The organism is Desulfuribacillus stibiiarsenatis, from assembly GCF_001742305.1.
Classification (GTDB): Bacteria; Bacillota; Bacilli; order Desulfuribacillales; family Desulfuribacillaceae; genus Desulfuribacillus_A; species Desulfuribacillus_A stibiiarsenatis.
This window is the reverse complement of record NZ_MJAT01000012.1, coordinates 373991-395865: the sequence shown is the minus strand read 5'-3', so window position 1 is coordinate 395865 and position 21875 is coordinate 373991. Positions and strand designations below refer to the sequence as shown.

General features: G+C 36.1%; 20 protein-coding genes. 4 read left to right on the top strand and 16 right to left on the bottom strand.

Annotated features, from left to right (window positions below; translation table 11 throughout):
- Positions 1–305: 305 nt before the first annotated feature.
- From BHU72_RS07675 to BHU72_RS07660, 5 genes are all read right to left on the bottom strand, one after another.
- Positions 306–884, bottom strand: coding sequence for an anti-sigma factor family protein (locus BHU72_RS07675; protein WP_141709273.1), 579 nt, complete (start codon positions 882–884; stop codon positions 306–308).
- A gap of 1 nt (position 885) precedes the next feature.
- The gene (locus tag BHU72_RS07670; protein WP_069702018.1) at positions 886–1452 is read right to left on the bottom strand and encodes an RNA polymerase sigma factor; all 567 of its coding nucleotides are present in this window, start codon (positions 1450–1452) and stop codon (positions 886–888) included.
- A gap of 529 nt (positions 1453–1981) precedes the next feature.
- Positions 1982–2332, bottom strand: a complete 351-nt coding sequence (locus BHU72_RS07665) for a cupin domain-containing protein (RefSeq protein ID WP_069702017.1) — start codon at positions 2330–2332, stop codon at positions 1982–1984.
- Positions 2333–2356: 24 nt separating this feature from the next.
- Positions 2357–2458, bottom strand: coding sequence for an RCKP-type rubredoxin-like domain-containing protein (locus BHU72_RS16640; protein WP_436796452.1), 102 nt, complete (start codon positions 2456–2458; stop codon positions 2357–2359).
- 110 nt (positions 2459–2568) lie between these two features.
- The gene (locus BHU72_RS07660) at positions 2569–3705 is read right to left on the bottom strand and encodes a glycerate kinase (protein ID WP_069702016.1); all 1137 of its coding nucleotides are present in this window, start codon (positions 3703–3705) and stop codon (positions 2569–2571) included.
- 144 nt (positions 3706–3849) lie between these two features.
- Between BHU72_RS07660 and BHU72_RS07655 the strand changes: the two genes are divergently transcribed.
- The 4 genes from BHU72_RS07655 to BHU72_RS07640 all read left to right on the top strand — a co-directional run bounded on the left by BHU72_RS07655 (position 3850) and on the right by BHU72_RS07640 (position 7827).
- Positions 3850–5337, top strand: coding sequence for an SH3 domain-containing protein (locus BHU72_RS07655; RefSeq protein ID WP_176720433.1), 1488 nt, complete (start codon positions 3850–3852; stop codon positions 5335–5337).
- 138 nt (positions 5338–5475) lie between these two features.
- On the top strand, positions 5476–6858 hold the full coding sequence (locus tag BHU72_RS07650; protein ID WP_069702014.1) for a UDP-N-acetylmuramoyl-tripeptide--D-alanyl-D-alanine ligase: 1383 nt from the start codon (positions 5476–5478) through the stop codon (positions 6856–6858).
- Position 6859: 1 nt separating this feature from the next.
- Positions 6860–7585, top strand: a complete 726-nt coding sequence (locus BHU72_RS07645; RefSeq protein ID WP_069702013.1) for a D-alanyl-D-alanine carboxypeptidase family protein — start codon at positions 6860–6862, stop codon at positions 7583–7585.
- A gap of 20 nt (positions 7586–7605) precedes the next feature.
- Complete coding sequence (locus tag BHU72_RS07640) at positions 7606–7827, top strand: hypothetical protein (protein WP_069702012.1); 222 nt, start codon at positions 7606–7608, stop codon at positions 7825–7827.
- 37 nt (positions 7828–7864) lie between these two features.
- Here BHU72_RS07640 and fdhF read toward each other — a convergent pair whose 3' ends face one another.
- The 11 genes from fdhF to aroC all read right to left on the bottom strand — a co-directional run bounded on the left by fdhF (position 7865) and on the right by aroC (position 21854).
- Positions 7865–10360, bottom strand: coding sequence for a formate dehydrogenase subunit alpha (gene fdhF / locus BHU72_RS16140; protein WP_367114474.1), 2496 nt, complete (start codon positions 10358–10360; stop codon positions 7865–7867).
- A 271-nt stretch (positions 10361–10631) separates the two neighbouring features.
- Complete coding sequence (gene aroA / locus BHU72_RS07625) at positions 10632–11942, bottom strand: 3-phosphoshikimate 1-carboxyvinyltransferase (RefSeq protein ID WP_069702009.1); 1311 nt, start codon at positions 11940–11942, stop codon at positions 10632–10634.
- A gap of 12 nt (positions 11943–11954) precedes the next feature.
- Entirely contained in the window at positions 11955–13070 is a 1116-nt protein-coding gene (locus tag BHU72_RS07620; protein ID WP_083248322.1) for a prephenate dehydrogenase, read from the bottom strand.
- A 29-nt stretch (positions 13071–13099) separates the two neighbouring features.
- On the bottom strand, positions 13100–13900 hold the full coding sequence (gene trpA / locus BHU72_RS07615) for a tryptophan synthase subunit alpha (protein ID WP_069702008.1): 801 nt from the start codon (positions 13898–13900) through the stop codon (positions 13100–13102).
- The gene (gene trpB, locus BHU72_RS07610) at positions 13893–15101 is read right to left on the bottom strand and encodes a tryptophan synthase subunit beta (RefSeq protein ID WP_069702059.1); all 1209 of its coding nucleotides are present in this window, start codon (positions 15099–15101) and stop codon (positions 13893–13895) included. Before trpB ends, trpA begins: the two co-directional genes overlap by 8 nt.
- 4 nt (positions 15102–15105) lie before the next feature.
- Positions 15106–15807 carry a phosphoribosylanthranilate isomerase gene (locus BHU72_RS07605; RefSeq protein ID WP_069702007.1) on the bottom strand — a complete coding sequence of 234 codons (702 nt, stop codon included), beginning with the start codon at positions 15805–15807 and terminating at the stop codon, positions 15106–15108.
- On the bottom strand, positions 15800–16603 hold the full coding sequence (trpC, locus tag BHU72_RS07600; protein WP_069702006.1) for an indole-3-glycerol phosphate synthase TrpC: 804 nt from the start codon (positions 16601–16603) through the stop codon (positions 15800–15802). The genes BHU72_RS07605 and trpC overlap by 8 nt, the downstream gene beginning before the upstream one ends.
- Positions 16590–17636, bottom strand: coding sequence for an anthranilate phosphoribosyltransferase (gene trpD, locus BHU72_RS07595; RefSeq protein ID WP_069702005.1), 1047 nt, complete (start codon positions 17634–17636; stop codon positions 16590–16592). Before trpD ends, trpC begins: the two co-directional genes overlap by 14 nt.
- Positions 17629–19158, bottom strand: a complete 1530-nt coding sequence (gene trpE / locus BHU72_RS07590; RefSeq protein WP_069702004.1) for an anthranilate synthase component I — start codon at positions 19156–19158, stop codon at positions 17629–17631. Before trpE ends, trpD begins: the two co-directional genes overlap by 8 nt.
- A gap of 376 nt (positions 19159–19534) precedes the next feature.
- A complete protein-coding gene (gene aroB / locus BHU72_RS07585; protein WP_176720432.1) occupies positions 19535–20659 on the bottom strand; it encodes a 3-dehydroquinate synthase in 1125 nt (374 codons plus the stop codon).
- A gap of 22 nt (positions 20660–20681) precedes the next feature.
- Positions 20682–21854 (bottom strand): chorismate synthase, encoded by a 1173-nt coding sequence (gene aroC / locus BHU72_RS07580; protein ID WP_069702057.1) that lies wholly within the window; start codon positions 21852–21854, stop codon positions 20682–20684.
- Positions 21855–21875 lie beyond the last annotated feature (21 nt).

Genomic DNA, 21875 nt, shown 5'->3' with positions numbered 1-21875 from the left:
TGCTTACACCAAGTTCGTACGGTCATTCCACTATCTTGGCATTCCATTATTAGCTTTGACCACTGTTCCTTGCGGAACTGGATTTTTACTTGGGTTATTTCATCCATGAATAATACCTCCATCGTATAGCTTTAGAGTACTTGAAAAACTTGAAAAACTCTAACTCTAAAAACTATAAATGTTATTTTGAAGGTATTATTACATGAATCATATTAAATTGTAAGGCACCATGTTATTGAGCGGTTACGTATTATGTATGTTGGAACGACTAAAAGGTCTATGTATATAAGTATGTGAGCGCGTGTTTATAGATTTTCTAATTGCTTTTCGATCTTTTTTCTCATAAATATTGACATCACACCAATACCAAAGAATATACCACTTAGGGAGTATGGGACATTCTCATTAGATAATCCCATGTTCGCTAATTCTTGTTCATTGCTAGAGATTCTAACAACATCCCCTTTTTTCACAGTAGTTATAGAAACGTCCTGCTCCATTGGAAGACTCTGACTACTTGAACTGTTGATATCATTATAGCCAGCATAACCAACGAATAAGATAGCAAAAGCTGCAGCAATTCCAGCTAAACGATTCCAGACTTTGATGTTCTTTTTAAATACAGTTTTGTGGTTTTCGAAATGTTGAATTCGGTTCATAACATTTTCTTTTACTGACCGATATTCGTTTGCAAATTCATCATTCTTGCTCGCTTGAATCGCATAAATTGTTTCTTCCCATCCTTTATGCTGCAATCTACAGGATTGACAAGAATTCAAATGTTCTGTGATTTTCTGACACATAGTTTGGTCTAACTCACAGTCTATAAAATCAAGTATACTAGACTGTACTTCTTCACATCTCATAAAAATCGTCCCTTTCATCTTATTCAGCACTAGGTCGTATATATTGCTCTAGTCTATTCTTGATTGCAGATCGTCCTCTAAAAATAAGCGATTTTACAGCGCTAATTGAACAATTCATCATTTCACTAATTTGCTTATAGTCTAATTGTTCATATTCCCTCAGGATTAACGCTTGCCTTTGGTTATCAGGTAGTGTATTGATAGCTTCCCTAACCAATTGAATCCGTTCATTTTTAATTAACTTATATTCTGGCTGTTCTTCTAACTCAGTCTTCGGCTCATAATTTGTATCTTCTAAGTATTGCCCATTCTTCTTTGATTTTCTTAATTCACTAAGAACAGTATTACGTGCAATTGTATATAGCCAAGTAGAAAAGGTAGCTTCCTTATCTCGAAAACTATATAAACTTTTATAAGCCTTAAAAAATGTCTCTTGGCATAAATCTTCAGCCAAACCTTCCATAGCATTATTTTTTAACATATAATGTATGAAAATTAACACCTTTTGTTCGTGCCTTTGAATAAGTTCTGCATAATATTCATGTTTGCCTTCAATGATCAATTGTATGATCTGGGAATCAGTCACCGGGCGAGCCTCCCCAAGTTCCGCCAATTTTCACCCCAGTTATTAACATTAGACTAAACCGTGGTAAAAAAGTTGCGTGTATTTATATAAATTAAGTGATTTTCTTAAAAAATGTTACATAATTGTTTCATAATGTTTCATAATGATTTTATACATTTTAATTAATATTTTATGTCTATTATATTAATTCTTCAAGATTATGATAAATCCCTTTATTTCGACTTGAAATGAAACGAGCTGTAACAATTATATGTAAGAAACAGCAGACCATTTCAATCACAGTAATACCAACACCATAATCTATAAAAAGTATATAGTATCGATTGATAGTTATCTAGATATAAAAAATGGTAATAACTAATGAATCAAAACAAAAAAATATCCAGCTTATATGATAAGCTGGATTAATAATGGATAGGAGTGGAGAGAAATCACACTTCTAAATGTATTATAATACAGTTACGAATAGTGCGTCAACTGTTTTGGAACAATTATTTCTAAATTTTTCTATGTAGATAACTTAAAGTCCCTATTTCTTTTGTTCCAAATCTGTAGGAAGATATGTAACTTGCACAGCAATTAACTCATCTGAACCTGTATTTACAAGTTTATGCCAAACAGTCTTAGGGGCAAGCATTGAAAAACCTGGTCTAACATCATACTGTTCTGTATTACCGTCTTGATCTTCAAGATAAAAAGTTCCTTCACCTTTTAAAACAAAGAAAATTTGATCTGATTTATGTCTATGAAAATCTAGTACTTGTCCTGATTTAAAATAATAAACATCTGAACCTAACTCTTCTGTTTTAATATGAGTAACTTTATTTAAAGCTTCCTCAAGAAACTCAGCTTCTTTAAAATAGTCAACACATTTCTTCATATACATCCTCCTATGGTTAAAATATTAAACTTCTTTATAAAAGTCCTCTTTAGTACCTCCGCACTCAGGGCATTTCCCTGAGCAACAGCGGCTCTCCTTAATAAACCCACATTTCCATACAGCCAATAGTATGCCTCCTTACAATTAAAATATTATAAAACAAGATTATCTTTATTGAATCTAATTTAAGTATACTAATCTCAGATAAAAAGTCAACAAATAAGACCTGAAATATCCTATTTATTTTTTAGTTGTAATAGTTTGATTACATTATACAAAGTGTTCTTTAAATTATGTTTACCATTTGAAATGGCATCTGCTGAATTACAAGGTGAATTAATAATAGAAAATGCTGCATCAATATTAATACTCGAAAGTTGGATGTGTGATATATCAAGTACTCCACATACAGCAATTACAGGTATATTGTATTTTTTCGCTAAAGTTGCTACTCCAAATGGTGTCTTTCCACATTTGGTTTGAGTATCAATTTTCCCTTCCCCAGTGATTACTATATCTACTTTCTCCATAATTTGTTCAATATTTGATTCTTTCATAACAATCTCTATTCCTGATTGTAATTTACCCTGAAAGAAACTTAAGAAACAAGCACCTAAACCACCAGCAGCTCCCGCTCCAGGGACTGATTCCACGTCAACACCTATTTGTTGCTTTATTAATGAAGCAAAATTCTTAAGGCCCGAATCTAATGTAACTACCATTTCCTCTGTCGCGCCTTTCTGGGGTGCATACACATAAGCAGCCCCGTTAGGCCCTGTTAAAGGATTATTCACATCACATGCAATTGTGAAACTACATTCCTTAATTCTTGGGTCAAAACCAGATAAATCAATACTATGGGCTTGTAATAATCCATCGCCTCCTGGTGCAACTATGTTTCCACTAATATCTAATACTTTTGCTCCTAAGGCTTGTATTACACCGATTCCGCAATCATTTGTAGCACTTCCCCCAATCCCAATAATGAAACGCTTGCATCCCTGATCTAACGCATGTCGGATTAATTCCCCAGTGCCATACGTACTCGTAATCATTGGATTTCTTTGCTTTTCTTGAATTTTATTTAATCCTGATGCTTCAGCCATCTCTATGACGGCTGTATCAGAATTACCTAGAATCCCATACCTTGCTTCTATATATACACCTAAAGGATTTGATACTCGTACAATACGAAACTCCCCACCTGTGCAACCTACTAAACTTTCAACAGTTCCTTCTCCCCCATCAGCTAGAGGATATTTAAAAACTTCAATATTAGAAAAGTGTCTTTTTGCAACATCCTCGCACACTTCACATATTTCTTGGGCTGATAAACTTCCTTTAAATGAATCCGGCGCTATCAATATTCTCATTTAGTTCATTTCTCCTTCATAATTTAATTGATAATTACTTTACTTAAACGTTTATCTAATAGTGTTCTAAGTAGGTTTACATAACTTACCACGCTGAGAACGGTGTTTTTTATAGTATACTGTTTATACAGGAGGCTGATAATGATGAATATCACAAAAAAACTTACAACTTATGCGATTTCTACAACATTGGCATTTAGTGCGTTCTCAATCGCTCCTATTACAATTCAAGAAGTATCTGCTGCATCATTAACGCAACAACAAGCGATTGAAAAGTACAACAAATTTCAAGCATCATATAACAATCATGAAGTGCCTATTATAAAGGAATTTGAAAGACAATATGATGGAAGTTTAGCACACCAAGTTGTTGCTCGCGCAATCTGGTATATGGAAAATGGTTATACCGTATACGAGACTGCTAAATATGCCGACACAGGAAAAATTGACTGTTCCAACTATACAAAACTTGTCTATGGAGATTTCGGTATTAACATTACTTCAGTATCTAGACAATATAATCAAGTAGGAACAAAAGTTGCAGGAGTATCTTCTACTATCGTAGGTAAATCTGCTAGTGGACAAACCTTATATGGCATTAAAGGGATTGAAAATCTACGTCCTGGAGATATTTTAACATATTGGGGTGGTACTGCAGATAATAAATACATTTCCCACGTAGCCATATATTTGGGAGTGATTAACGGAAAACCAGCCGTTATAAATACAGTTAAAGATCGACCTACAGCTTTAGGAATTGTTAATAATTTCTCATTCTACTATGGCGAGAAATTCCTAGAGGCTAGAAGAGTCCTACCATCTGATGCGTGGAATCCTGCGGCCGGTAGCAAGTATAGCGCTACAAGCCCTGTTATCCCAACATCATATGTATTACCACCGCAAAAACCAATAATTATGCCTAACAATACAGTGTTAAATAATACTTCAACAAATACATCACCAACAACAACTAATTCTAATACGACAGCTATGATTGTATCTGGTAACACAGTTAATATTCGTTCAGGTGCCGGCACTAATTTCTCTATCATAGGTACTTTAAAAAATGGAGACATTATTCAAGCACTTAGCAATACTAATGGTTGGGTTAGCTTTAGAACAACATCTGGAACATTAGGATATGTATCTAGTTCGCTAGTGAAAGTGCATGTAGAAAATACTACTAGTCCTACAACAAGCAGCTCAACTACCGATACAACAAGTAGTGTATTAGTGAGTCAAGTTACAGGTACTAGTGTAAATGTACGTGCAAGTGCTTCTACTACATCTACAATATTGGGTGTAGTTCGCAAAGGTGACGATGTTGTTGTAACTAGACAATTAAGTGGCTGGTATGAAATTGACTGGAATGGAAATAAAGGTTTTATCTCTAGTTCCTTGGTGAGTACACCACAAGTTAAACAAATTCAAAGCAGCTCAAACGCCACACAAAAAGCAACAGTAATCGGTACAATCGTAAATGTTCGTATTGGAGCTGGAAGAAACTTTGGTGTGATTGGAACAATAACTAAAGGACAAGTTGTAGAAGTCGTAAGTCTTGAGAACGAATGGGTACAAATTAAATTCGGTGCTCAAACAGGTTATGTAGCTAATTTCTTACTTTCTATGTAATCGCATATAAAATGATATTAGCATCTGGAACACCTTATATTGATATTCTTCAATATAAGGTGTTTTTTTTATTGTATTATGAAACCTTTATCGACATTCATGAATATTATATTGCGAGACAGTCTGAGGAGGATTTCTATGAATATAGGAAAATTCGTTTCCATTGTAAACGGTGTTACAAAATCACCAAGTAGTATTCCAATTTCCAGAATTATTTATGAGTATACACGTTTCGTATCAAAAGGTGATTTTTTCTGGGTGCGCGATCGTGAAGGAAATATCGGAAAAATTAAAAAAGCTATTCAACGCGGAGCGGTAGGCATAATTAGCCCATTATCATTAAGAGGTAGATTGCAAGAGCATTCCCATATCCATTATGTATATGTGAACAAATCAATGATTAAGAAGTATTGCAACTATCATAGAAATCAATTTAATTTACCTGTAATTGGTATTACTGGTAGTGCAGGTAAAACCACAACTAAAAACATGGTAAGTCAAATCTTAAAAAGTCAAGGCAAAGTAATACACACAGTTGCTTCTGTGAATGCTGTGGGTACTGCCCCAATGTACGCATTGAAAATCAATTCTTCCCATCGTTATGGAGTGTTTGAGATGGGGATGAAAGGATTAGGGCAAATTCGTGTTATGGGTTCATACTTAAAGCCTACCATAGGGATTATAACCAACATCGGCGATGCGCATATAGGAAAACTAGGAAACTCAATCGAGAATATTATCCGTGCAAAAAGTGAGATTGTTGGAGAAATTTCTAGCAATGGCTATCTAATTTTAAATGCTGATAATCCTTATACAGATAGAATTAATGTATCAAAATTTAAAGGAAAAAAAATCATATATGTCGGAATCCACAATAAGGCTGATATCAAAGCTTATGATATCCAATACTTAAATCGGGCAACTTCTTTTAAGATTGAATATGAGAATAATACCTATAGTTTTCACGTTCCAACCATTGGTGAACATAATCTATATAATGCTCTTGCAGCTATTGCTACTGGATTCATCCTAAACGTGCCTTACAGTCGTATGAAACAAAGATTATCTACTTTTAAAAATGCTGGCATGCGCACGCAAGTACTTAGAGGTCTTAATGGTACAACATTAATTAGTGATGCTTATAATGCCAATCCTACGGCAGCTATAGAAGGACTAAATACGATGAAAAAAATTTCAAAAGGCAAACCTATGCTTGCTGTAATTGGTGATATGAGCGAACAAGGTACACACACAATACAGGGTCATAAAAAAGTTGGAAAACATGCTGCAGATTTAGGTATAGATGTTGTTGGTATAGGTGTCCATGGTAAATCTGTTGTGGATGGTGCGAATAGTAGTAATAATACGGTGAATAGCACATATCTGAAAAATAAGAAAGCAGCCTATCAATATCTACGGAATCGCTTTAGTAAAGATATGTACGTATATTTTAAAGCATCCAGAGACTTCCGTATGGAAACTTTAATACGTAAATTAACTGCAAAAAGAAATGAGCAATAACATGGGTCCCGTACAACATTTAAGTAGTAATTATGGTATCTATTCTTTAACAAACCAGGCATGGATAACCCAATGTAATATTCAAAAAAAAATATATCCTGCTAGTATAACTAAACTTATCACTGCTCTTGTTGTGCTTGATTATTTTGATGTAAAAGAAAAAATCATAGTAGATTATGCACCTAAGGTACCTAGATATCGTGCGGATTTACAATTAGGTCATGCTTATACAATCGAGGAATTATTGAATGGATTACTGATCAAGAGTATGAATGATATTGCAATGATTTTAGCTACTCATACAGAAAAACGTACCCAGCAATTGTGGCATCAACTAGCTAAGAAAAAATTATTACAGATAGGTATGCATCAAAGCTCATTCATTAATCCCCACGGTTTACACAATAAACTTCACTTCACGACTATCAGTGATTTAGTCATATTAGGCCTCCATGTGTATCAAAATCAAACGATTATGAATATATTACAAAAGCCAAAATGCAAGCTATTTCATAAATCGAAAAAATATAAGATTTATAGTACAACAAACGTACTGCTCAATAAAAATGGAGTGATAGCTGGTAAAACTGGCTACACTCCAAAAGCGGGAAAATGTTTTTTATTTTTTTTTCAAAAAAACAGTCAAATATATTTGGCGGTATTTGCCAAAAGCGAAAAAAAACTGTTTAAAAAAACTATCCAACAGTTTATTAAATATGTGAAGTAAAAATATAGGGAGGTTACTTTATGCTTAAAGGATTCCCCACTTCCTTAAGACGTTTATGGTTTGCTATGATGAGAAGACGGAGCTATCAATGCTTTCTAGAAGAATTAGCAGGCATAGCAAAAATGCTTGTGTTAACAGGAACCGTATTTTTGTTCTTCTATGCCTTTTTCTATCCTAGTGCTCTCATCATTTTCATTATCTTTATTTTCTTTTTTGCAGCACTTGCCCTAGTGGAGCTTTAGATGAAGATAAATGAAAACAACAACGCCTCATAACACCTTATATACTAACTTTCTTAATGTTAACTGCCGTTACCTTTGCTTCTGGTATTTTGCTCACTGGATCTCGATGCGAACTCGTTAACGTGTTTGTTAATGTTTCACTAAAATGAAACGTCATAAATAAAGTCCCTCTTGGTACCATATCGGTAATTTCAAGATTTGTCACGACCGATCCCCGTCTCGAAGTTACTTGGACTTTAGAATTTTCTTGTAGATTATATAATATAGCATCTTCAGGGTGAATTTGCATGTGCTCTTCGGATAGTATGTGTTCGAGCCCTTGTACTTTGCGACTCATACTTCCTGTATGCCAATGGTATAAGTTTCTACCAGTCGTTAAAATAAATGGATATTCTTCATCAGCCGTTTCACCTGATACTCTATAATCGATTGGCGTAAATCGACCTTTTCCTCGAGCAAAGCCACCCTTATGAAGATATGGAGTCCCTGCGTGTTCTAGTGTTGGACAAGGCCATTGAATACCCTGTTGGTTAATTCTATCATAACGAATCCCGTGATATTGAGGTACTAGTAGTCGTATTTCTTCAAAAATCTCCTCAGGATCTGTGAATTTCCATTGTGCATGAAAACGTCTTGCCATCAGCTGTATAATCTCCCAATCAGCTTTCGCCTGACCGATCGGTTGAATGCCTTGTCGGACTCGTTGAACACAACGTTCCGTATTGGTAACGGTTCCATTTTTTTCAACAAATGTAACTGCAGGAAGTACTACATTCGCCTGTTGTGCAGTTTCCGTCATAAATATATCCTGAACAATCAGAAATTGTAGACTACCAATTGCGTCCCTTATAAAGGTGCTATCAGGATCAGCAACAGCGGGGTTTTCCCCCATAATATACATGGCTTTTAAATTCCCATTTAATGCCTCATCATACATCTCTGTTAGCGTTAGCCCTGTACTATCAGGAAGTGGAGTACTCCATCCTTCACTAAAACGCCTTCGTTGTGAATCATCATTTATACTTGCATAACCTGGTAGTACATTTGGTAAACCACCCATATCACAAGCACCCTGGACATTATTTTGACCTCTTAATGGATTCAATCCTGTACTTTCTCTGCCTATGTGCCCTGTTAACATTGTTAAGTTTGCTAACGATAGGACATTGTCTGTCCCTGAGCTATGTTGCGTTATCCCCATTGCATATAGAATCATGGCATTATTGGCATTTGCATATACTCTAGCAACGTAATATAAATCTTCACAAGTAACTCCTGTAATCTCTTCGACTCGTTCAGGAGTATAGTATTGGTTGGATTCTAGCCATTTTTCGATATCCTCCGTATATTGCTCTACAAAGGACTGATTCCACCAACCTTGTTGATATATAATATTCGCTAGACCATTAAAGAAAGCAATATTTGTACCAGGCTTTAACGCGATCCATTTGCTTGCGTAATTCGTTAAAGGAATCTTACGTGGATCTATCACAATTAGTGTAGCACCCTTTTTCACCGCTTGCTTGATACGATAACCAATCACTGGATGGGCTTCTGTGGTGTTCGCACCAGTAACAATAATTACGTCTGTATTTAAGATTTCGTTATATGAGTTAGACATAGCTCCACTTCCAAATACAGTTGCCAGACCGGCAACGGATGAGCTGTGTCAGAGTCGAGCACAATGATCTACATTATTTGTATGAAACACGGTGCGGAACAGCTTCTGAAAAAGGTAATTTTCTTCATTTGTACACTTTGCAGAGCAAAGTCCTCCTATGCTGTTGTTACCATATTCATCGATGATAGGTTGGATATTGTCATAAATATAGTCAATTGCCTCTTCCCACGTAGCTGCCTGAAACTGTCCAGTATTTGGGTTTTTGATTAATGGATGTGTTAATCTTTCTTGGGAGTGAATATATTGCCAACCAAATTGTCCTTTGACGCATAAATGACCTTTATTTGAACCAGTGACATCTTTAGCAATTCCAACCACACGATTTTCCGCAACTTTCAATTGCATTTGACATCCGACCCCACAATATCCACATGTGGTTTTCACTAATTCCATATCTTTGTGATTTATATAAGGAATTTCAGTTTTTGGAATAAAAACGTTAACAGGACATACTTGGATACACATTCCACAAAAATTACAATTTGTGTTCTCTAAATTATCGTCTCCGACAGAGGTTACAATTCGATAATCTTCTTTTGAAACAAAATCAATCGCATGTGCGCCATTTATATCTTTACATACGGAGACACATTTCCCACACATGATACATTTTGAGAAATCTCGTATGAAAAATGAGTTACTCGAATCAATAGGTATCTGAACATTACCAAATTTATTCAATTGCCTTCTACCATTTGAGTCTATCAATCCATAAATATAACACAAATCCTGTAAAGAGCATTTACCAGCTCGTTTACAGGAAATACAATCTAATGGATGATTTTGTAAAATTTCTTGTATGATTCCTCGGCGTTTTTCTATAACGCTTTCAGTATTCGTTACGAGTACCATACCATTCTCGCATTTCAATTGATCAGCAATCTTTATTGCACTATGGTATGAGTCTATTATTTCTACAAAACTTATATCATAAGTAACATCGGACGGTATGAAGTTACATAATAATTGTTTATCAAAAACAGGAAGTGGAATATGATGTTCTCTACATAACTCAAATACAGTTTGTCCTTTTTTTGCTTGGTATGACTGACCATCAATTGTAACGTTCATGAGTAATTATAGCTCCTCCACTTCTGCCAAGTTGTGTTTATTGGTTTCTAGATTATTCACAGATTGCCCCTAGTGAATTCATAACTTCAGTAAAATTAGGAAATGAAACTTTAACTGCATCATAGTCTTCAATGAAGATTGGCCCTTTAGCAACACAACCAGCGATTGCAAAGCACATACCTATCCTATGGTCGTGATGAGTATATATTGTACCACTTGTGAACTCTTGTTCACCGTCTATTTCCATTCCGTCTTCCCTTGGGATAGTTATAACACCAAGTTTTAATAACTCGTCATGCATAACTTGAATACGATCTGTTTCTTTTACCCGTAATTCCTTCGCGTCTCTTATTACGGTCTTCCCTTTTGCTTGCGTTGCGGCAATTAGTAAGACTGGGATTTCATCAATTAAACGAGGAATGATATCACCCGAAATTTCTGTACCTATTAAGTTACTTGAACGAACAATGAAATCAGCAACTAGCTCTTCTCCGTACTTTCTTTCATTGATTATCTCTATGTCTGCATTCATTGCTAACAAAGCATCAACGATTCCTGACCTAGTTGGATTCATTCCTACATTTCGAATACAAATTTCGCTATTTGGAATAATGGATGCAGCAACCATTAAAAAAGCAGCAGAAGAAATATCACCAGGAACATTAACTTTTTGTCCCTCTAATTTTGGAGATCCTCCAAGAATTGTCACTGTATTTCCATCTACATGTAATGAACCGCCAAAAGATGTATACATACGCTCTGTGTGATCTCGGGACTTTGTAGGTTCCGTAACAACCGTTTGTCCATCAACCCATAACCCAGCTAATAAAATACTAGATTTAACTTGTGCGCTTGCCACTGGAGAGTGATAATGCATCGGTTGTAATGGAGCTCCAATGATTGTAATAGGAGCTAAATTCCCTTGATCTCTCCCCATAAGATTAGCACCCATTTGTTGTAAAGGTTCTTTCACTCTTTTCATTGGACGTTTACGAATAGAAGAGTCACCAGTTAATACGGAATAAAATTTCGTACCACTTAACAGCCCCGTTAATAACCTGATAGTTGTTCCAGAATTTCCAACATCTAATACATCATATGGTTCTAAGAGACCATGTAACCCGACACCTTTCACAATAACTGTGCTCGATGTCTTTTGTTTAATCTCTACTCCTAGTTTTTGGAAACAACTTATCGTACTAATGCAATCTAAACCAGGCAAAAAATTATTGATTTCTGTTATACCCTTAGAAATACTACCAAAAATAACAGCTCTGTGAGATATTGATTTATCTCCAGGAACCTCACATTCACCTGTCAATGTACTTATAGGATGAAACGCAATCTTGTTGTTTTGGCCCATAAAGCTCTCTCCTTAATCTTCAATCTGCACTCCGTACCCGGCTGTGGTTAAGACCTCATACGCTCGTTGTTGTACATCTCGGGACACAAATGTTAGACGCATAGCACCTTCTCCACGCTCACGATTGTGTGTAATATATATATTTCTAATATTTACACCATTACGTCCAAGTACACTAGCGATATTACCAATGACACCCGGATGGTCAGGCACATCGACATTGAGTTGATATGCTTGGTGAATTAAACTTTGTTGCCGAATTGGTAAATCATCACGGAAATTTTTCGCCGTATCAAAAAACTGCTCAATTTGAACTATATCATTCACGTCAATCGCTTGTTTAATGTCCGCTATATGACGTTCCCATTCTGTCAGTATTTCAAGCATCGATTCTCTATTACTAATGACAATATCTCTCCACATTTCAACACTTGCTGAAGCGATACGAGTAATATCCCGAAATCCTCCTGCTGCCAGCGCTGTATAATATGGATTATCCTTTTTCTCACGTACGAAATTGACTAAGGCTGATGCTACGATGTGCGGTAAGTGACTAATAGCTCCTACTACCTCATCATGTACCTTAGAGGACATGACAATAATCTCTGCCTTTGTCGATTCTAATACATTCTTCAGAACATCTACTGCATGCTGAGGAGTCCAATCGCTTGGCGTTAGAATGTAATATGCGTTTTCGAATAGTCTGCGGTTTGATGCTTTTACTCCGGATTTTTCTGATCCAGCCATCGGATGTCCACCAATGAATGATATTGACTTTTCTTGAAAGCATCTTGCCGATTCATAAATGTTCTCTTTCGTACTACCCACATCTGTGACTATACAATCCGGTTTTAATTGGGCTTGGCATAATTGTTTAATGATATATTCAGTTGCTTTGACTGGTGTTGCAACAAAAATAATATCAGCCTTCTCCACTCCTTGATTTAAGTCAATTGTTCCCCAGTCTACTACACCCATAGATATAGCTTCATGAATAATGCTCAAATCTGTGTCGATTCCAACGATCTCATACTCTGGAAATGTTTCTTTAATAGATAAGGCGATCGAACCTCCAATTAGTCCGACGCCTATAATGCAAACTTGTTTAGTATTCGTTATTTGGTTCACTAAATGAGACTCCTTTAGCGCGCTATTTTTTACTTATTGTACACATAGGGACAAAGTTTTTCAACATGCTTTCTTACTTCTTTAGCAACCGTTTTCGCTGCATCATTTGAGAATCTATCATAATCTTCTTGAAAAATCTTTTCAGAAGCTTCTTTTATAATACTTATAATTTTACTGCCTATGACAACACCGTCAGACATCTCGGCCATCTCTCGAGCTTGTTCTCGGTTCGAAACACCAAAACCAATGACGATTGGAAGCTGCGTATGGGCACGAACTTGAGCGATAAATTGTTTTAAATTCACATGGAATTTTGCACGTTCACCAGTTACTCCCAAAGAGGATACACAATAAACAAATCCTCGCTTTTTGTTGTGCAATATATAGGATAGTCGATCTTTAGAAGTTGGAGTTACGAGTGGTATAAGTACTAATCCGAATTCTTCTAATAAATCAATAACTTCAGACTCTTCTTCTGTCGGAATGTCCGGTATTAACACTCCATAGATGCCAGTTTCTTTGCACTTCTGACAAAACTTCTCAAACCCAAACACATATAATGGATTATAGTAGCTAAAGACAATCAATTTCGATGTCATAATTTCTTTTATATCATTGACCATATCAAAGATACAGGAAAGATTTATGCCATTTTGCAAAGCGATTTCACTTGCTTTTTGTATCACTGGACCATCAGCAATTGGGTCTGAATATGGGATACCGAGTTCTATATATGGAAGACCCATATCGTTAAATTCAAGTAAAATATTTTTCGTTGTGTCTATCGTTGGATATCCAGCACTGATAAAAGGAACAAATAATTTACTCATTTTGTGCACCCCCTAAATACTCTAAAATTGTATGCACATCTTTATCTCCTCTTCCAGATAGGCAAATAATTATACTTTGGTCAGATTTCATAGATGGCGCAAGTTTAATCGCTTCAGCTACTGCATGGGAGCTTTCTAATGCAGCTATGATACCTTCTGTTTTACAAAGACGCTGAAAGGCATCTAGTGCTTCCTGGTCGGTAATCGGTTTATATTCAACCCTTTGAATGTCTTTTAAATGAGCGTGTTCTGGTCCTATGCCTGGATAATCTAATCCTGCAGATATTGAATGAACAGGGATAATCTGTCCATACGAATCTTGTAATAAATAGGTTTTCATTCCATGGAGGATTCCAATACTTCCCTTCGTCATCGTAGCGGCATGGCGGTCCGTATCAATTCCTTCACCAGCTGCTTCAACACCAATCAGTTGTACCTGTTGATCGTCAAGAAAGGCCGTAAACATACCTATTGCATTACTGCCACCACCTACGCAAGCAACGACACAATCAGGAAGTTTCGATTCTTGAGCCAAAAACTGCTCCCTTGCCTCATCACCTATAATTCTCTGAAAATCACGTACAATCGTTGGATATGGATGAGGTCCAACGACGGATCCTATAATATAAAAAGTATCTTCTACATTAGCAACCCAATATCGCAATGCCTCATTAGTAGCGTCTTTTAAGGTTCTCGTACCAGAAGTTACAGCTTGAACTTTAGCACCTAATAGCTCCATACGGAATACATTAAGTTTTTGTCGGCGTACATCTTCTTCTCCCATAAAAACAGTGCATTCTAATCCTAATAAAGCACAAACCGTCGCAGTCGCTACACCATGTTGCCCAGCACCTGTTTCAGCAACTATTTTAGTTTTCCCCATTTTCTTTGCTAAAAGAGCCTGACCAATTGTATTATTGATTTTATGAGCACCCGTGTGATTCAAGTCTTCTCTTTTTAGGTATATTTTGGCTCCGCCTAACTGTTCACTTAATCGTTGAGCAAAGTACAGTGGTGTTTTGCGACCAGAATAATTCTCTAAAAGATAATGATATTCCTTTATAAAATCCGGATCTGATTTATAATGATTATACTGTTCTTCTAGCTCTCTCACTGCAAACATTACAGTTTCAGGAACAAACTGTCCACCAAACTTTCCAAAACGACCTTGTTTGCCTTGTTTGCTTTGTTTCGAATCCATATCTTTATTTGACACGATTGACACCCTCCAATACGTTCATTAATTGCAATATTTTATCTTTGTTCTTTATGCCGTCTACTTCTAGACCACTATTAACGTCTATGAAATCAGGTGCAATTGTTTCCATTAGATTTCTTACATTGTCTGGATGAAGTCCACCTGCTATTCCTATAGGATAATCCCGATACGTATTATCTATGAGCGGTTTCACAACATCCCAAGGGAACACTTCACCTGTCCCTCCGACTAAATTTCCAATCTTGGTATCAAGTAAAAACATATCGACACAATTTCTGTAATACGAAATTTTGCGCTGTAAATCTTGTATAATTAAACTTTCATCAATGATGTTGTGTGGTATCGATAGTGTTTTTATGGTTTGTATATTCGGATACATCTTTTTGATTTTTTTGCAGTAACCAACGGTTTCTTCTCCATGTAATTGAATCATATCGAATGGAAATGCGTTTAGAGCAAACTCTACTTCATCCAAGCTCTGATTCATAAAAACCGCTACGAACTTTGTATTTATATTGCTATTTTCTTTATCGATTGGCAGTGATTGAGCAAACTCACTTAACAATTCCATTGTAACTTTACGCTTACTTTCTGCAAAGATCATTCCTAGATAATGTATCTTTTGTTCTTGAATTAAGAATTCAAAAATATGTTTATCATTGATTCCACATATTTTCACTTTAAGCATTGAGCATCAGCTCCTCTAACCGAAGCTCCTTGATTTTATTAGCGATAGAGTTGGATCTCATTAACGATTCTCCAACTAATATTCCATTGGCACCATATTTTCGAACAGTTTGACTGTCTTGCTTAGAATCAATTCCACTTTCACTAATCTTGATAATATGCTGTGGTATGTGCTTTATCCACTTTTCAGTGTTTCTTAAATGTGTCTCAAATGTATCTAAATCTCTGTTATTGATTCCGATAATTTTAGCATCTAAGGTAAGTGCTTTATCCAAATCATTACCATCGTGTATTTCTATTAAGCAATCCATGCCCAAATCAGTTGCAAACTGATATAAAGATTGAATGTCTTCCTTTTCTAATATTTTGGCAATTAAGAGAATGGCATCTGCACCGTGTTTTCTTGCATGAATAATCTGATAGGGGCTAATAATAAAATCTTTGCATAATAATGGCAGATTCACTTCTGATCGAATGGCTTTTAAATATTCAAAACTCCCTTTGAAAAATTCACTATCAGTTAAAACTGAGATTGCCGCTACAGCATTACTTGCATATTCATTGGCAGTACGAATGGGATCAAAATCTTCTTTGATGATTCCTTTGGATGGTGATGCTTTTTTTACTTCTGCAATGATTGCTAGAGGATATGTTCTACTATGTTCTTTTAGGTTTTGATAAAAGTTTCGAACAGGTAATACTTCTGTCAAAAGTTTTTGATAATTTTTACCTTGGTACAACTCTTTTAATGCCTCTACTTCAAGTTTCTTTTGTTCTACTATTTTATCTAATATCATGTTGCGCCCCCCTATTCATTACAAGTTCATTTGATATCTGTATATATTGATTTAATTTGGTCCAGGCAATGCCTTCATCAATAATTCTAGCTGCGAGTTCTACTCCCGCTTCTATGGAAGTGCTATGGTTTGATGTATACAAGGCCGCACCTGCATTGAATAATACTATATCACGGTTTGGCCCTTTTTCACCTTCTAATATTTTGCGAATTATATTAGCGTTTTCTTCTGGCGTACCCCCTGAGATTTCATGTAGCAGGGATTGTTGTAGACCCACCTGCGTTGGCTCTATATTAAAGCTGCTCAGATTTCCGTTATTAATTTCAGTTACTTTAGTCGGGCCATCAATGCTAAGCTCATCTAGACCAGAATAACTGTGAACGATTAGCCCTTTTCTACAACCAAGCTTAAGTAACGCAGTTGCAATTTTATCAGTTAATTCTTCACTATATACTCCTATTAATTGATAGTTTGCACCTGCAGGGTTCGTTATCGGTCCTAACATGTTAAAAATGGTTCGTTTTTTTAGTTTTTTTCTTACTGGTCCTACATATTTCATAGCTGGATGATGATGCAAAGCAAATAAAAAAGCTAAATTTGTCTGCATAAAGATAGTCTTTAACTCCGCAACATCCAGGTCGATGGCGATACCAAGTTGCTCTAGAACGTCAATGCTACCACTTTTCCCTGATATTGCACGATTCCCGTGTTTTGCTACGGCAACTCCAGCGGCTGCTGCTATAATCGCTACTGCAGTTGAAACGTTAAATATTTTACCACCGTCTCCTCCAGTACCGCATGTATCAAGAAGCTCTGTAGTTCCTAAATCTACCTTTATTGAATATTGACGCATGGCTCTAGCAAAACCTATAATTTCTTCTATACTTTCACCTTTAGATGATAAATTAATTAACAAATCTTCTATCTCTTGTTCTGTCGCTTTGCCTTCCATGATGTGAGAAAGTGCAGATTGGGCCTCAACCTCTGTGAGATCTTTACCGCTCTTAATCCTCTCTAGATATAGATTAAGCATATAAATCCCCCTTCTCTTCAATGTGAAAGACCTCTTCTGCATGTTCAATAGCACTCATAAGTGCTTTTGCTTTGTTAATAGTTTCTTGGTATTCCATCTCTGGTATTGAGTCATATACAATACCTGCTCCAGCCTGCAAGTAGGCCTTTCCATTCTCAAAAATTATTGTTCGTATTGTAATACAGCTATCGAAATTACCTGAGAATCCTATATATCCAATGGCTCCTGCATAAAGACCACGGCTTTGTTTCTCCAATTCTGCTATAATCTCCATTGCCCGCACCTTAGGTGCACCAGACACTGTTCCTGCTGGGAAACATCCTTTTAATGCATCAAAGGGAGTTAAGCCATCTCGTAATTGACCTTGAACATTAGATACGATATGCATTACATGGGAATAGCGCTCTATTTCCATAAATTGCGTTACTTTAACGCTACCATATTCCGATACTCTACCTGCGTCATTTCTTCCTAAGTCAACTAACATTAAATGTTCCGAACACTCTTTCTTATCATTTAAAAGATTTTGCTCAAGCTCTAAGTCTTCACTTTCAGTTCTTCCCCTTGGTCTTGTGCCTGCGATTGGCTTCGTCTCAATTTTCTTATCCGCTACTCGTACCAACAATTCTGGGGATGTGCCTACTACCTGAATCCCTTCAATATCAAGGTAATACATATATGGTGAAGGATTTAATGTTCTTAGGATTCGATAAGTCTCAAATGGAGTTGCAAGTGTATCGATAGACCATTTTTGTGATAATACAACCTGAAAGATATCGCCTGATTTGATATATTCTTTCGCTTGATCTACCATCGCGAAAAATTCATCCTTGGACGTATCACTTTGTACTCGGTATCTAAATGCAGGAATCTTATCTTTCAATACCTTTTCTGTAACCGATTTTTGTGGTGTATTACTCTTTAATTGACTGTACAGATGATCAATTCTTTGCTCAGCTAGCATGTATAATTCTTTTAACTTTTCCTTAGATAACTCTGTTGTACGATCAATATTTATATTTGCTATTATAATCATTTTTTGGAGTTTATGGTCGTAAACGATAATTTCATCACATAATAAGAAACATGCTTCTGGTGTATTATGAACGCCTGATTTTTTAGGGATTTTCTCAAAATATTGGATTATGTCATAAGCAAAAAAACCTACCGCTCCCCCTGTAAAAGGTGGCATCCCATGAATCATTGGACTCTTATAATCAGAAAGAATTCTTTCTAATTCGTCTAAAGGTTGTAACGTTTTTATTTCTTGATTAATCGTACCTTTTAAAATTAGTTGTTGATTATGAATTGTGGCAATAAGAAATGGGTTCTTACCAATGAAGGAATATCTAGCCCACTTTTCACCACCTTCGACACTTTCTAATAAAAAGACATTTTTCTCATGTACAATTTTATTAAAAATACTGATGGGTGTTTCAAAGTCAGCAATATACTCTTTTTGAATAGGAATCATTTGATAGTCTTTTGCAAATTCGCAAAATGTTTGAAAAGATGGGTACATTGGGGATCTCTCCTTTCAAAATGGAGAGCAAAAATAGTAAAGGAGAGCATTACATAATGTAACATAATGCTATAAATAAAAAAGTGCCTCCTACGAGACACTTGATATGCAGAAATATACGTAATACAACATTACGCTCTGCTCACCTAAACTCGTCTCTGCTCAACTCTACTAAACTCTAACTATGGTGTAATGCCAATATTATCTTGCCTCAGCTAAAAACCTCTAAACTCTACTCTAAATTGCTCTACTATATTATTCACTAAAAAACTCTTACTTAAGGACTAATACTCAACTATTTTTCATTCAATAATTTCATATATATAACAAAAATTCTAACACGTATTAACAAAATGTGCAATGTTTTTTTGTTTTACTAACCTTTCGTTACATCCAGAGCTATATTTAACTGATAATATAGGGCATCCAAAACCTCTTCTTTGGTAATTCCTTTGAATATTTCTGGTGCACCAATATCTTTCAATAAGACAAATGTTAAAAATCCACCAACATTTTTCTTGTCATACTGAATATATTGTAAAATTTTATCATATGTTACTTCCTTAGGTAAACGCATTGGTAACCCCAAAAACTTATTCACTGAAATCACTTGATCCAAAACATGTTTAGGCGTAATCCCCTTCTGATATCCAATTATAGCTGCCGTAACCATGCCAATAGCCACTGCAATACCGTGTGGGATATTACCGTAACCAAGCGCACTTTCTATACTATGACCAATTGTATGTCCGAAGTTCAAATATGCACGAATTCCTTGCTCACGCTCGTCCTGTGACACAATATTTGCTTTCACTAGACAAGAACGATACAACATATCTGCTAATGTTGCTTGATTAAGTTGATCAATTTTATAATAATTTTCCATTAACCAATCAATTAATTCAGGAGAATGAATATGACCATGTTTTACTACTTCAGCAATGCCGCTATCTAATTGTTCCTTCGGTAAAGTTTTTAATGTATCAACATCGTATATCACAGCTTTCGGTTGGTAGAACGCGCCGATTGTGTTTTTTCCAAGGGGATGATTGATTGCAACTTTGCCCCCTACACTACTATCATGTGCTAATATCGTAGTAGGTACTTGAATGAAGGGTATACCGCGCATGTATGTAGCTGCTACAAATCCTGCCAGATCACCAACAACTCCTCCACCTAATGCAATGACTAGCGATTTACGATCAAAGTTATTCTCAAGCATATATCCTACAACTTGATCATAAACAGTTAATGACTTCGATTGTTCTCCATGTTGCACGACAAAAATTTTTGTGTCGGGGACAACAGTTTGAACTGATGTGCATACTGTTTGACCATATAAAGGTGCCACCTTATCATCACTAAGAACTATGACTTTCGTAGGTAGAAAATCAAATAAATCAGTAATGCATTGACCTATTGACTGTAGTAGGCCGCTCCCAAAACTAATATGATAACTAGCAGTGTTCGTTTCTAATTGAATCTTATGATATACAGACACATTCTTTCTCTCCCTAAATCCCCTAATATTGATCAATTAATTTTTGGTATGCATCGAATTGTAATTTGATCTCCTCTATGGAGTTCCCAGAGAATTTTTCAATAAATGCATTTGCCAGCTCCCAAGCTACTACATTTTCTAATACTACTGCTGCTGCAGGTACTGCACAAGAGTCGGATCGTTCAATACTCGCTTCAAACACTGCTTTAGAATTGATATCAACACTTTGCAAAGGCTTATATAATGTTGGAATCGGCTTCATAACTGCACGAATAATTACTGGCTCTCCATTGGTCATGCCACCTTCAATACCGCCGGCACGATTTGTATCCCTATAAAATCCTTGCTGGTTTTGATAATAAATTGGATCATGAACTTCAGAACCATAGTGTTCTGCTGTATCAAAGCCTAAACCAAATTCTACTCCTTTAATTGCCTGAACGCTTAAAATTGCACTTGCTAATTTACTATCTAGCTTGTGTTCCCAGTGAACATAGCTGCCAAGACCGATAGGTAGTCCTGTAACTACTATTTCAACAATCCCACCAACTGAGTCACCTTGTTGCTTAACTGAATCAATTTCCTGCATCATTTGATCAGCTATTGTTTGATCGTAACACCGTACAGGCGATTCTTCAATCCGATTTTTCCAATCTTCTGAACTCGTTACTTCAAAAGGCCTTACAGGCTGGCCTACTTTTGTACGACCGATTTGTAATACATGACTATATATTTGCACTCCAAACCCTTCTAGTAATTGCCTCACAAAAGCGCCAATCGCAACTCTAATCGTTGTCTCCCTCGCTGAGGCTCTTTCAAGTATATTACGGATATCTCTTTGCTGGTACTTCATCGCCCCAGTTAAATCAGCGTGTCCAGGACGTGGTTTTGTAATCACTTCTACGTCATTAAAGTCGTCTCCGAAATGGGCCATTTTTTTCTCCCAATTCACCCAGTCGTTATTATTCACTTTGATACATATAGGAGCCCCGGTCGTGTGACTAAAACGTACACCTGCGACAATTTGCGCTTGATCCTTCTCTATTTTCATGCGACCGCCACGACCGTGTCCCTTTTGTCTTCTAGACAGGTGGAAGTTAACTGTCTCTAAATCAATTTTTACATTTGCAGGAAACCCATCAATGATTGCTGTTAGTTCTGGACCATGGGATTCCCCTGATGATAAATATCGTATTCCCATATTCATACCCCCACC

What these genes read in the sequence shown, in the direction of transcription:
- BHU72_RS07675 (WP_141709273.1), bottom strand. Translation starts at nt 884, where the DNA reads ATGAAAGGGACGATTTTTATGAGATGTGAAGAAGTACAGTCTAGTATA.
- BHU72_RS07665 (WP_069702017.1), bottom strand. Translation starts at nt 2,332, where the DNA reads ATGAAGAAATGTGTTGACTATTTTAAAGAAGCTGAGTTTCTTGAGGAA.
- BHU72_RS07660 (WP_069702016.1), bottom strand. Translation starts at nt 3,705, where the DNA reads ATGAGAATATTGATAGCGCCGGATTCATTTAAAGGAAGTTTATCAGCC.
- BHU72_RS07655 (WP_176720433.1), top strand. Translation starts at nt 3,850, where the DNA reads ATGAATATCACAAAAAAACTTACAACTTATGCGATTTCTACAACATTG.
- BHU72_RS07650 (WP_069702014.1), top strand. Translation starts at nt 5,476, where the DNA reads ATGAATATAGGAAAATTCGTTTCCATTGTAAACGGTGTTACAAAATCA.
- BHU72_RS07645 (WP_069702013.1), top strand. Translation starts at nt 6,860, where the DNA reads ATGGGTCCCGTACAACATTTAAGTAGTAATTATGGTATCTATTCTTTA.
- BHU72_RS07640 (WP_069702012.1), top strand. Translation starts at nt 7,606, where the DNA reads ATGCTTAAAGGATTCCCCACTTCCTTAAGACGTTTATGGTTTGCTATG.
- aroA (WP_069702009.1), bottom strand. Translation starts at nt 11,942, where the DNA reads ATGGGCCAAAACAACAAGATTGCGTTTCATCCTATAAGTACATTGACA.
- trpA (WP_069702008.1), bottom strand. Translation starts at nt 13,900, where the DNA reads ATGAGTAAATTATTTGTTCCTTTTATCAGTGCTGGATATCCAACGATA.
- trpB (WP_069702059.1), bottom strand. Translation starts at nt 15,101, where the DNA reads ATGGATTCGAAACAAAGCAAACAAGGCAAACAAGGTCGTTTTGGAAAG.
- BHU72_RS07605 (WP_069702007.1), bottom strand. Translation starts at nt 15,807, where the DNA reads ATGCTTAAAGTGAAAATATGTGGAATCAATGATAAACATATTTTTGAA.
- trpC (WP_069702006.1), bottom strand. Translation starts at nt 16,603, where the DNA reads ATGATATTAGATAAAATAGTAGAACAAAAGAAACTTGAAGTAGAGGCA.
- trpD (WP_069702005.1), bottom strand. Translation starts at nt 17,636, where the DNA reads ATGCTTAATCTATATCTAGAGAGGATTAAGAGCGGTAAAGATCTCACA.
- trpE (WP_069702004.1), bottom strand. Translation starts at nt 19,158, where the DNA reads ATGTACCCATCTTTTCAAACATTTTGCGAATTTGCAAAAGACTATCAA.